Raw genomic sequence first — 11,395 nt, forward strand, 5'->3', positions numbered from 1 at the left:
GGTCTCCTATGACGACTGGAAGAACCTCGGCGTCGCGGCCAACGTGGCCTATACCATTGTGCCCGGCTTTACGATCACGACTGAAGTCGATTACCTCAATGCAGGAAAATTCGACGACTTGGACTTCAACAACTGGACGAAGGCCGACAAGAAGAGCAGCGTCGGCGGCATCGTTCGCTTCCAGCGCAATTTCTAACGGATCGACTGACCCCACCAGCCCGCCCGCAGCACATCGCTGCGGGCGGTTTTTTATGCATTGGCATGAGAGTTACCCGGGGGCCAAGCCCATACCTTGATTTCGCCACCCGATCGGTGAAAAGCTCCTGAAATGGAATGGCGCGACGAGGGAATCATTCTCGGCACCCGCAAGCATGGCGAAACCAGCGCCATTCTCGAGGTGTTGACGCGAGCGCATGGCCGTCATCTCGGCCTTGTTCGTGGCGGCCGTTCGCGCAAGCAGCAGCCTGTGCTCCAGCCCGGCAACCGTGTCGACCTGTTGTGGCGAGCGCGCCTTGACGAGCACCTCGGCACGTTCCAGGCCGAGGCGATCGAGATGAACGCGGCCCGGTTGATGGACAGCGCCTTTGCCGTCTACGGATTGCAGACCATGGCCGCGCATCTGCGCCTGCTGCCCGAGCGCGACGCGCATGAAGGTCTCTACGAAACGCTTGCCGTGATGATCGTCCATCTCGACGACGCCGACGTTGCCGGCGAACTGGTGGCGCGCTTCGAGCTTCTGGTGCTGGACGAACTCGGCTTCGGCCTCGATCTCAGCCAATGCGCCGCCACCGGCACGCGACAGGACCTGGCCTATGTCTCACCGAAGTCGGGACGTGCGGTATCGCGCGAAGCCGGTTTGCCGTGGCGCGACAAGATGCTGGCTCTGCCGGCCTTCCTGCAGCGCGGCTCCGGCCTGCGCGCCGATGCGGCTGATGTCGACGACGCCTTCCGGCTCACCGGCTTCTTCTTCAACCGCCACGTCTATGAGCCGCGCGGCATCGAGCCGCCGGACGCTCGTACCGGCTTCCTCGCCGCCTTGCGCAAACATCACGCGCGCGGCAAGGCCATAGCTGGCGAAGACGCAGCCAGAGAAATCATCACATGAGCGAGGTCGAACTTTATCCTGGCCGGGTCTCACCGCTCGGCCTCGGCACCATTCCGCACGCCGACATCCTGAAATACACCGGTTTGGAATTGCTGCAGCGCATCGTCGACGGCAAGTATCCGGCGCCGCCGATTTCCTTCCAGCTGAATTTCACTCTCACCGAAGTCTCGGAAGGGCGCGCTGTCTTTCGTGGCATGCCGAGCGAGCGCCATCTCAATCCGCTGGGCAGCGTGCATGGCGGCTGGGCGGCGACGCTGCTCGATTCGGCGCTGGCCTGTGCCGTGCAGACGCTGCTCGAAAAGGGCGAGGCCTATACCACGGCGGAGTTCAAGGTGAATTTGACGCGTCCCATCACGCCGAAGACCGGCGAGGTGGTGTGCGAGGGCAGGGTTGTTCACAAGGGCCGCACGTTGGCGGTGTCGGAAGCGACGCTGAAGGATGCCGGCGGCAAGCTGCTGGCTTTCGGCACCGAAACATGCTCGATCTTTCCGGCCGCCAATCTGGCGGCGCGTTGACTGGCGGCGCATTGAGTTTTCCGAGCTTGGATTTTCTGGCCGTTTGGCCGCCGCATTTGAATGTCAGTAAGACGAATGTCAGTGAAAACTGGCCTGGTTTGGGGGAACCGCCATGTTTGAAAGCCTGATCGGCCTTGTCGCCATCATCGCCTTGTTCGTCATCATTTCGCGCCAGCAGAGCCGCATCGGCCTTGTCGAGCGTGAACTAGGCGCGCTGCGCAGCCTGGTCCTTTCCGGTGCCGTGCCGCCTGCGGCCAAGTCCTCCGAACAGGTGGACGACAACGCGCCCGCCGACATGGCTCCGGACGCAGCGGCTGCGACCGATATCGTTCCGCCGGAGGTAAGCGCAGCGGTCACCGTCCCGGCGCCAGCCACGGACACGGAAGACTCGACCGGCGAGATCGTCTCCGGCCCGTGGACCGCTCCAGAACCGGCACCGAAGGCAGTGGAACCTGCGGAGCTTCCCGGAGCGGCGAAAGCCGCCCGCCAATCCGATGTCGAAACCGCGCTCGGCACCCGCTGGGCGGTCTGGGTCGGTGGCATCGCGCTGGCGCTGGGCGGCCTGTTCCTGATCCGCTACACCATCGAGGCAGGTATTTTCGGTCCCGGCGTGCGGCTGACCATGGCCGGCGTGCTCGGCCTGGTGCTGGTGGCCGGCGGCGAGTTCATCCGCCGCACCGGCTTCAAGGTGCCGGTGCAAGGGGCCGCTGGCGCTTATATTCCAGCGATCCTGACTGCTGCCGGTGCCTTCATCCTGTTCGGCACCGTCTATGCCGCGCATGGCATTTACGGCTTCATCGGCCCGGCACTCGCCTTCACGCTGCTCGGCGTCATCGGCGTGGCAACGATCGCGGCCGCCCTGGTCCATGGTCAGGCGCTGGCCGGCATCGGCCTGGTAGGCGCCATGGTGACGCCGGTGCTGGTCGCCTCGCAGGCACCCAATCCCTGGGCGCTTTTCGGCTATCTCGCGATCGTGCTTGCCGTCACCGGCGTCATCGCCCGCATGCGCGATTGGAAATTACTGATGGCGGCCGCCTTTTTCGGCGCCGGTGTCTGGACCATCCTCTATATGACCGATGCGCCAGGGGCGAACCTCTCTGCCATCCTGTTCATCGACGCCGTCACGCTGGCCGTGCTCGCCCTTGTCTGGCTCGCTCGCCGTGACGACGAACCTGGACCAGCCAGGGCTTTCGACTGGCCGTCCATCGTGCCTGGCCTGTTCGTCGCATTCTCGGCGCTGGGCCTGTCGGTCGACCCGGCCTTCGCTGCCGCCGGCTACGCCTTGCCGGGCGCGGTGGTGATCGCCGCGATGGTGGGGGTCGCGCTTTATCGTCCGCTGGCGCTGCCGCTCCTCTATGCCGCGGGACTGGTCACGGTGCTGATCTATCTCGGCATCATCCCGCCAACCTCGATCGCTTCCGATTTTTCCAGCGGCGCCTTGGGCGTCGACGGACTGCCGGTGGCCACGTCCAACGCGCTGACCTTGCGCATCGGCATCGTACTCGGCCTGGTCTTCATCGGCGCCGGCTTCTGGGCCGCGCGCCGGTTCGCCGCCGGCACGCAGATCCGCGCGGCCTCATGGGCAGCGTGGGGCGTCATTGTCCCGCTGGTCATCCTGCTGGCCCTCTGGTTCACCTTCGGCAATCTCGACCGTGACCTTGTCTACGCTGCCGCAGCGGCACTGCTGGTCGTCATTTTCGCCGCCGGCGGCGAGTGGATCGCGCGGGCCGAGGAGCCGCCGCTCAAGGGCGGTGTCGCGGTGTCGTTTGCCCTGGGCGGCGCGGCCATCGCCGGGCTCCTGCTCATGCATATGGCTTTCGATTCCGGCTGGACCACCATCCTGCTCGGTGCGGCGGCCATCGTGCCGGCGCTGACTACGCGCTGGCGCGCCTATCCGGTGCTCGGCTGGATTTCGGTCGGCGCGGTGATCGCGGTGCTTGGCCGCGTCGCTTTCGACCCGACCATCGTCGGTGCCGGGTTCCTGTCGACGACGCCGGTGTTCAACTGGCTGCTGCCAGGCTACGGCGTGCCGGCACTGGCCTTCGGCTTTGCCGCCTGGCAGCTTGCGCGCACCACGAATGGCCGGCCGCGCCTTGCCATGGAGGCGGCTGCGGCGCTGTTTGCGCTGCTCACGCTCGCTATGCTGGTGCGCCACGCCATGCACGGCGGCGTCATCGACACGGGTGCCATGACGCTCGCCGAACAGTCGATCTACACCCTGATCGCCATCGGCGCCGGCGCCATCCTGGTCGCCATCGACATGCGCTCGCCAAGCTCGGTGCTGCGCTATGGTTCGATGGCCGCCGGTGTGGCCTCGGTCGCCTTCATCGTTGTCAGGCACTTCGTCGTGCTGAATCCGCTGTTGTCAGACGAATCGACAGGCCGGATCCCGGTGTTCAACCTGTTGTTCCTCGCCTATCTCCTGCCTGCGGTCGCCGCCGGGGGACTGGCGCTCTACGCCAGGGACAAGCGGCCGAAATGGTATGCGCAGATGCTGGCCGTGGTGGCTGCCGTGCTTGCCTTCGCCTATGCCACGCTGTCGGTGAGGCGCCTGTTCAAGGGCGAGTTCATCGGCTTGTGGAGCGGCCTCGGCCAGTTGGAAACCTATACCTACTCGGCGCTTTGGCTGGTGATTGGCGTTGCGCTCCTCACAGCCGGTGTCTGGTTGAAATCGCAGGTGCTGCGCGTCGCCTCGGCCGCGCTGATCGCGATCGCCGTGCTGAAGGTCTTCATCTTCGACATGTCGGAGCTGGAAGGTGTGCTGAGGGCGTTGTCGTTCATCGGCCTTGGCGCCGTGCTGATCGGCATCGGCCTGTTTTATCAGCGGCTTTTGACGCGGGCGGCGCGGGAAAACGGATAAAGGCAAGCAAGAACAATAAGATTTCACCCCGACCGGGAATAAATCGGCACTAGCCAGCGTTATTGCATTGCTTGGGTGACCGGGGCGGGAGACCGCTTCGCGCTGGCCGCTTGCGCCGTGCCCGGAAGGCGCGTTCAATTGGGATCAATAAGGGCGACCTCGAAACCAGCGGTCATGGACGAAAAGAAGGCAGCAATCCTTGGCGAAATACCGCGCCTGCGCCGCTACGCACGCTCGCTTTTGCGCGACCGCGACGCTGCCGACGACCTTGTCCAGGATTGCCTCGAGCGGGCGCTTGTGCGGCTCGACAACTGGCAGACGGGAGAAAGCCCCCGGAGGTGGCTGTTTACGATCATGCATCATTTGTTCATCGACCAGATGCGCAAGGTGAACCGCCGCGGCGAGGCGGCGATGCTGCCGCTGGAGGCGGGCGAGGCCGTTGCCCAGCCGGCCGAGCAGGTGGAGAGCATTGCCTCGCGCGAGATCGTCGACGCATTGCAGGCGATCAGCCCCGACCGTCGCGCAGCCCTTGTCATGGTTGCCATCGAAGGTTTTTCCTATGCCGAAGCCGCCAACATTCTGGGCGTGCCTGCGGGCACGCTGATGTCGCGCATTGCGCGCGGGCGTGAGGAATTGCGCGGGTTGCTGGACGACACGGCGCGCCGCCGCGCGATAAGGATCGTCGAGAAATGATCCGCCGCGACTTTTCCGAACGTGACATCCATATGGCGCTCGATGGCGAGCTGCCCGGCGATGAGCGCGCGGCCTACGATGCCTGGCTCGACGCCAATCCCGAGATGAAGGCCAGGAGCGCCCGTTTCACCGCCGACCGGGCGGCGCTGCGTGCCGCCTTCGCCGACGTGCTGGACGAAGCCGTGCCTGGGCACTTGCGCAAGGTCGTGCTTGGCGAGGTGCCGGTCAAGGCAGCTGTGTCACGCTCACGCTGGTGGCTTGCCGCTGCTGCCGCCGTGCTTCTGGCCGTAGGCGGACTTGGTGGCTATTTTGCCGGCATCGATGGCATCGGCCAGGAGGACCCGGCCGAAGATCGGCTGGCCGAGCAGGCAATCGCGGCTCATGTCATCTATGCCGCCGAAAAGCGGCATGCCGTCGAGGTGCCGGCCAGCGACAAGGACCATCTGCAGACATGGCTGTCCAACCGGATAGGGCTGAATCTGGTGGCGCCGGACCTGACCGCCGACGGATTCCAGCTGGTCGGCGGCCGGCTGTTGCCGGCAGGCGAGAGCAAGGCCGCCATGCTGCTTTACGAGGACGGCAATGGGCAGCGTATATCGCTGTTTGTCACCACGGAATCGACGGAGAATGCCAAGGGCACCTACGCCGCCGCGCAAGATGGACCCGAGGCCGTCTACTGGCTGGACAAGGGCTATGGCTGCGCCGTGGTCGGCTCCTTGCCGCGCGAGCGGCTGGCCGAGGTTGCCAGGAGCGCCTACACGCAACTTGTGAACGGGCTGGCAAGCTGAACGGCATTGCTTTTGCCGGTGCCGTCGATCCGCGAATGCCGATCCGGCCGAAGGGCCCTTTCACACCCGTCGAGTCGGCGTCGGATTTGTCACAATTCGGCCCTAATCGAGGTGCGATAGCGCTTGATGAATGCCGTCGCATCGCCCCGAAAATCGGAAGCGGTTTTTGGAAACACGAGGCGAAGATTCAAGGTGGTGGAGCGGACTTTGTGCGCCCAGGTGGACGCCGGTTTTCCCAACGCCCTGGTCGGCGTCAAGGACGTGTTCGAGTAGGGCCATTTCCACCACCAATCGAGGTTTTCTGAAGCCGCATGCCTGCCGAGATCCGCACGGCCCGCGCGTCTGACGTCGATGATCTCGCCGCCATTGAGAAAGCTGTTTTCTCAAGCGACCGTATTTCCCGCCGCTCCTTTCGCCTGTTCATCGAGCGTGAAACCGCCGAGACGCTGGTCGCTGAAGTCGATGGCCGCCTGGCCGGCTACGCGATCGTGCTGTTTCGCAAGGGCAGCGGCGTGGCGCGCCTCTACTCGATTGCGACCAGTCCGTTTTTCGGCGGGCTGGGTGTCGGCCGCATGCTGCTCGGATCCGCCGAAGATGCCGCCTTCGAGCACGACCGCATGATGCTGCGTCTCGAAGTTCGCGAGGACAACAGCCGCGCGATCCGTATCTACGAACAGGCCGGGTATCGCAAGATCGGCCGCGAGCCCGGCTACTATGAGGATGGCGAAACGGCACTTCGCTACGAAAAGACCTTGCGTGGCGACATTCCGATCGCCACCAAGGTGCCGTTCTACCCGCAGACCTGCGAATTCACCTGCGGCCCGTGCTGCCTGATGATGGCGATGGCCAATTTCGATCGCGGCTTCGTGCCGGATCCGGTCATGGAAATCCGCCTGTGGCGTGAAGCGACGACCGTCTTCATGATGTCGGGTCCCGGTGGTTGCGAGCCATTCGGCCTCGCTGTCTCGGGCTACGAAAGCGGGCTCGCGGTGGAGATCTACGTTTCCTTCTATGGCGCGTTGTTCCTGCAATCGGTACGCAGTGAGGACAAGCGCAGAGTGATGGAACTGGCCCAGGTCGACTTTCGCCGACGCGCGGAACTTTACGGCATCCCGGTGAATTACCGTGCATTCACAATCGACGATATCCGCGCTGCGATCGCTGAGGGAAAGCTGGTGCTGGTGCTGATCAGCGGCTTCCTGATGTTTGGCAAGAAGGTGCCGCACTGGGTGCTGGCGATCGGCGATGACGGCGACCATATCCTGATCCACGACCCTTGGGTCGAAGACGAAAGGCAGGAGACCATCCTTGATGCAGCCAACATTCCCGTGCCTTACGGCATCTTCATGAACATGGCGCAGTTCGGTCGCGATGGATTGCGTGCCGCCATCACTCTGGGAAAGCGTGACAGATAATGACCTGGGTCATCCTTACCGGCAGGCAGAGCGATCTCGACCAGGTGGCGACACCGCACAAGATCATCACCAATCGCGACTATCTCGCGCACCCGTCACTGTTTCGCGGCCAGTGGCCGAAGGTCATCAACCTGTCGAACAATTACGGCTACCAGAGCCGCGGCTACTATGCGTCGCTGCTGGCAAGCTCGCGCGGCCACAAGGTGATCCCGACGGTCGAAACGATGATCGACCTGTCGGAGCGCAAGCTCTATGAACACGCGCTGCCGGAACTGGAGCTGGCGCTCAACAAATGCCGCAAGGATCTCGCCGGCGTTTTTCCGCAAAAGGTCTGCATCTTCTTCGGCATCGGCCCGTCGAAAATCTGGGACCGCTTCGCCAAACTTCTGTTCGACTGGTTCCGCGCGCCGGCGCTCGAAGTCCACATCAAGGACAGCGCCGAATGGGCCTCGATCCGCAAGATCGGTTTCCATCCGCTGGCGCGGATGACCGAGGATGAGGAAAAAAGCTTCATCCAGTGCCTGGAGACCTACACCAACCGCGAATGGCGCGACACCAAGGGCCGCACGCCGGCGCGCTACACCTTCGCCACGCTGGTCGACCCGCATGAGGAATTGCCGCCATCGGAGATATCGTCGCTGCGCTATTGGGCCAAGATCGCCGAGAAGATGGGTGTCGAAATCGAGCCGATCACCAAGCGGGACCTCGCCAAGCTCGCCAATTACGACGCGCTGTTCATTCGCGAGACCACCTCGATCTCCAACCACACCTATCGTTTCGCCCGCCGCGCCCAGCAGGAAGGCATGCCGGTTATCGACGATCCACTGTCGATGATCCGCTGCACCAACAAGGTCTATCTCAACGAGCTGATGGCCTACAACAAGGTGCCGGTGCCGCCGACGGTGATGATCGCCGGCACCTCGGATCTCGAACTGGCAGCGCAGACGCTGGGCTTTCCGCTGGTGCTGAAAATCCCGGATTCGTCGTTCTCGCGCGGCGTCAAGAAATGCGCCAATTTCGAGGAACTGAAGACGCTTGCTACCGAATGGCTGGAGGATTCCGACCTTCTGATCGCGCAAAAATTCATTCCGACCGAGTATGACTGGCGCGTTGGTGTGCTCGGCGGCCAGCCGCTGTTTGCCGTGCATTATCTGATGGCCAAGAAGCACTGGCAGATCGTCAACCACAAGGCCAACGGCAAGCCCGACCAGGGCGGCATCAAGACCTTCACGCTGAAGGAGACGCCGGCGCATGTCGTCGAGACGGCTGTAAAGGCGGCGCGCTGCATCGGCGACGGGCTCTACGGCGTCGACCTCAAGGAGACCAAGGACGGCGTCTTCGTCATCGAGGTCAACGACAATCCCAACCTCGACCATGGCTGGGAGGATTCCGGCGAGAAGGACGAGGTCTGGGTGCGGCTGACGCAGTGGTTCCTGGAGCGGCTGGACCGGCCGGGGCGGTAATTTGATCGGGGGTAGAACATGCAGTTTATCGTGATCGAGGATTTCACCGGCTGCGATCGCAAGGAGATCTATCGCCGCTTTCGCGACCGCGGCCGCCTGAAACCGGACGAGCTTCTCGTGCACCACAGCTGGATCGCGGCGGACATGAGCCGCTGCTTCCTGCTGGTGGAGACCGATGACGTCACGCTGCTGCAGCGTTGGGTCATCGAATGGGCGGATCTGGTGGAGTTCGAGATCATCCCTGTGGCGACAAACAAGGACATGGCTGAGGCCTTGAGCGGGCACCTCTGATCATCGCCGCACGCTACGTCAACGCAGTGCCGGCGAGTCCACTGCGCGTCGGCATTCGTCGATCAGCCACTGGCGAAACGCCGCCACGACGTCGCGCCTGGCGCTGCGCTCGGGGATCGTCAGGCAATAGGGCTGGCGCAGCTCCAGTGCCTGGGCGAGGGGCCTGACAAGCCGGCCGTCTTCCAGCGCCTCGGCACAGTAGATTCCTTGCGCCAGCGCCACGCCCAATCCCGAAATCGCAAGGTCGAGCGCTGCACGCGATGAGTTGGCCGAGAGGCCGCGCTGCGCTGCCCGGCCGGGCTCGATGCCGGCCGCCTCGAACCAGTTGTGCCAGGACGGAAAGGACGCACCAGTCGGTCCCCAGCCCGTGTGGATAAGCGGCAGACTGGCCAGGCCTTCGGGTTTGATCGTGTCCGCCAGCCCGGGCGCACACACGGGATAGACTGCGTCCTGGACGATGTCCTCGGTCGGGTGCTCGCGATAATGCGGCCCATAGGAGAGCCTGATGTCGATCAGTTCACGGTCGAACGGCACCGGGTCGTCGTCGCCTCTGAGCGATATGTCGACGGCGCCATGGCTTGAGGCAAAACCAGCGAGACGCTGCGAAAGCCAACCCATGGCCATGGATGGCGGCACCGACACCACAAGGCGCGGGCGGAACGCATCGCCGCCCAGCTGGCGCGCGACGCTGCCGATCTCCTGGAAGGCCATGGTCAGCCTGGGCAGCATCTCGACGCCGGCCTCGGTGAGGACGACGCGCCGGTTGACGCGGTGGAACAGCTTGCGGCCCATCTGCTCCTCGACCGTGCGGATGAGCTGGCTGACGGCAGCGGCCGACACCGAAAGCTCTTCCGCTGCCGCGGCAAAGCTGCCTGTACGGGCCGCAGCCTCGAAAGTTTGAAGTCCTTTGAGAGAGGGAGGTACGGCCATACTCACCGAATAGATAAGTTCTGCTTATCTAGATTGCAGAAATCGTCGTTTTTGGAAAGGTTGTTCATTGGCTACAATGGGTTCATCAAACTCCAGTCTGGATCGAAGCACGTGGATCATCGTGACGTAATTTCATCGTTGACGCAGGAGGAGCGCAACCGGCTGACCGCCAAGTCTGATGTTGCGGGCCTCGTTCAGCTTGCTGCTCATTGGGGCGCGATCGTGGTCGTCGGATCGCTGATCGCCGCCAAGGTGCCGTTCTGGCCACTGCTGATGCTTCCGCAAGGTATCCTCATCGTCTTCCTGTTCACGCTGCTGCACGAGACGGTTCATCGCACGGCTTTTGAGGCACAGCGGCTGAACGATGTCGTGGCGCGGGTGTGCAGTCTGGCGATCGCACTGCCGGCGGACTGGTTCCGCTACTTCCACTTTGCCCACCATCGATACACGCAAGACCCGGAGAACGACCCTGAACTGGCCTTCCCGAAACCGGAGACATGGCGGCAATACCTCGTCCACATATCCGGCATCCCGTTATGGTGGGGCCACCTCAAGACGCTCTATGCTAACGCGGCGGGCGGTTGTCGCGAAAGCTACGTTCCGCCAAAGGGCTATGACAAGGTACGCAGCGAGGCACGCGCCATGATTGCCTTTTATGCCGTGGTCCTTCTGCTGGCCCTTTATTTCCGGCTCTCGGTGCTTGTCTATGTCTGGATCTTGCCCGCTCTGTTGGGGCAGCCGTTTCTGCGCCTCTATCTCTTAGCCGAGCACGGCCGTTGTCCGTTCGTCGCCAACATGCTGGAGAACACCAGGACCACGCTGACCAATTGGCTGGTCCGCAGGCTGGCGTGGAACATGCCGTTCCATGCCGAGCATCATGCCTATCCAGGCGTGCCGTTTCATCAACTGCCGCGGTTTCATGCGCTGATCGAGCGGCATCTCAAGGTGGTCGAGCCCGGCTATGTCAGCTTCCACGGCAAATACATCGACACGCTGCGTTGACGATGGCCGGCCTCAGCCGGTCTGGCTGTGCAGTGCTCGGGATTTCAGCAGACGCTGGATCTCGGCCGCCGTTGACGGCACGCCGATCAGATAGCCCTGCGCCTCTGTGCAGCCATTGCCGCGCAGGATGTCGAGTTGCACCTCGGTCTCGACCCCCTCGGCGGTGACAGTGATGCCAAGCTCGGCGCCCAGCCCGATGACGGTGCGAACGATCGCCGCGGCGTCACGATTGCCCAGGTCGTGGATGAACGAACGATCGATCTTGATCTTGTCGACGGGAAAACGCCTGAGATAGCCGAGCGAGGAATAGCCGATGCCGAAATCGTCCAGCGC

General features: G+C 63.4%; 12 protein-coding genes. 10 read left to right on the forward strand and 2 right to left on the reverse strand.

Annotation, left to right across the window (positions count from 1 at the left end; genetic code table 11):
- The 9 genes from EN893_RS05445 to EN893_RS05485 all read left to right on the forward strand — a co-directional run.
- Window positions 1-196, forward strand: a 196-nt coding sequence (locus EN893_RS05445; RefSeq protein ID WP_206640088.1) for a porin, incomplete at its 5' end; no start/stop codon positions are given.
- A gap of 132 nt (window positions 197-328) precedes the next feature.
- Window positions 329-1,105 (forward strand): DNA repair protein RecO, encoded by a 777-nt coding sequence (recO, locus tag EN893_RS05450; RefSeq protein ID WP_127269263.1) that lies wholly within the window; start codon window positions 329-331, stop codon window positions 1,103-1,105.
- Complete coding sequence (locus EN893_RS05455) at window positions 1,102-1,620, forward strand: PaaI family thioesterase (RefSeq protein WP_027162667.1); 519 nt, start codon at window positions 1,102-1,104, stop codon at window positions 1,618-1,620. Before recO ends, EN893_RS05455 begins: the two co-directional genes overlap by 4 nt.
- Before the next feature lie 112 nt (window positions 1,621-1,732).
- Window positions 1,733-4,480: a DUF2339 domain-containing protein gene (locus EN893_RS05460; RefSeq protein ID WP_127269262.1), complete on the forward strand. Its 2,748-nt coding sequence runs from the start codon at window positions 1,733-1,735 to the stop codon at window positions 4,478-4,480.
- Between the two features lie 174 nt (window positions 4,481-4,654).
- Window positions 4,655-5,173: an RNA polymerase sigma factor gene (locus EN893_RS05465; protein WP_127372020.1), complete on the forward strand. Its 519-nt coding sequence runs from the start codon at window positions 4,655-4,657 to the stop codon at window positions 5,171-5,173.
- Complete coding sequence (locus EN893_RS05470) at window positions 5,170-5,961, forward strand: anti-sigma factor (protein ID WP_127271681.1); 792 nt, start codon at window positions 5,170-5,172, stop codon at window positions 5,959-5,961. Before EN893_RS05465 ends, EN893_RS05470 begins: the two co-directional genes overlap by 4 nt.
- 311 nt (window positions 5,962-6,272) lie before the next feature.
- Entirely contained in the window at window positions 6,273-7,376 is a 1,104-nt protein-coding gene (locus EN893_RS05475; protein ID WP_127271679.1) for a peptidase C39 family protein, read from the forward strand.
- Complete coding sequence (locus EN893_RS05480; protein ID WP_127268534.1) at window positions 7,376-8,839, forward strand: RimK family protein; 1,464 nt, start codon at window positions 7,376-7,378, stop codon at window positions 8,837-8,839. The genes EN893_RS05475 and EN893_RS05480 overlap by 1 nt, the downstream gene beginning before the upstream one ends.
- A 30-nt stretch (window positions 8,840-8,869) precedes the next feature.
- Window positions 8,870-9,130 carry a DUF3303 family protein gene (locus EN893_RS05485; RefSeq protein WP_236383112.1) on the forward strand — a complete coding sequence of 87 codons (261 nt, stop codon included), beginning with the start codon at window positions 8,870-8,872 and terminating at the stop codon, window positions 9,128-9,130.
- 18 nt (window positions 9,131-9,148) lie between these two features.
- On the opposite strand, the gene EN893_RS05490 is transcribed toward EN893_RS05485, so the two are convergent.
- A complete protein-coding gene (locus EN893_RS05490; RefSeq protein ID WP_127268532.1) occupies window positions 9,149-10,060 on the reverse strand; it encodes a LysR substrate-binding domain-containing protein in 912 nt (303 codons plus the stop codon).
- A gap of 111 nt (window positions 10,061-10,171) precedes the next feature.
- Between EN893_RS05490 and EN893_RS05495 the strand changes: the two genes are divergently transcribed.
- A complete protein-coding gene (locus tag EN893_RS05495) occupies window positions 10,172-11,062 on the forward strand; it encodes a fatty acid desaturase family protein (RefSeq protein WP_127268531.1) in 891 nt (296 codons plus the stop codon).
- A gap of 12 nt (window positions 11,063-11,074) precedes the next feature.
- Here the strand turns inward: EN893_RS05495 and EN893_RS05500 are convergent.
- On the reverse strand, window positions 11,075-11,395 hold a 321-nt coding region (locus EN893_RS05500), incomplete at its 5' end, for an EAL domain-containing protein (protein WP_164900724.1).

Origin of the sequence: Mesorhizobium sp. M7A.F.Ca.CA.004.04.2.1 (assembly GCF_004022825.1) — a bacterium.
Lineage (GTDB): Bacteria > Pseudomonadota > Alphaproteobacteria > Rhizobiales > Rhizobiaceae > Mesorhizobium.

Coding starts and splice junctions, on each gene's coding strand:
- recO (WP_127269263.1), top strand. CDS start 329: ATGGAATGGCGCGACGAGGGAATCATTCTCGGCACCCGCAAGCATGGC.
- EN893_RS05455 (WP_027162667.1), top strand. CDS start 1,102: ATGAGCGAGGTCGAACTTTATCCTGGCCGGGTCTCACCGCTCGGCCTC.
- EN893_RS05460 (WP_127269262.1), top strand. CDS start 1,733: ATGTTTGAAAGCCTGATCGGCCTTGTCGCCATCATCGCCTTGTTCGTC.
- EN893_RS05465 (WP_127372020.1), top strand. CDS start 4,655: ATGGACGAAAAGAAGGCAGCAATCCTTGGCGAAATACCGCGCCTGCGC.
- EN893_RS05470 (WP_127271681.1), top strand. CDS start 5,170: ATGATCCGCCGCGACTTTTCCGAACGTGACATCCATATGGCGCTCGAT.
- EN893_RS05475 (WP_127271679.1), top strand. CDS start 6,273: ATGCCTGCCGAGATCCGCACGGCCCGCGCGTCTGACGTCGATGATCTC.
- EN893_RS05480 (WP_127268534.1), top strand. CDS start 7,376: ATGACCTGGGTCATCCTTACCGGCAGGCAGAGCGATCTCGACCAGGTG.
- EN893_RS05490 (WP_127268532.1), bottom strand. CDS start 10,060: ATGGCCGTACCTCCCTCTCTCAAAGGACTTCAAACTTTCGAGGCTGCG.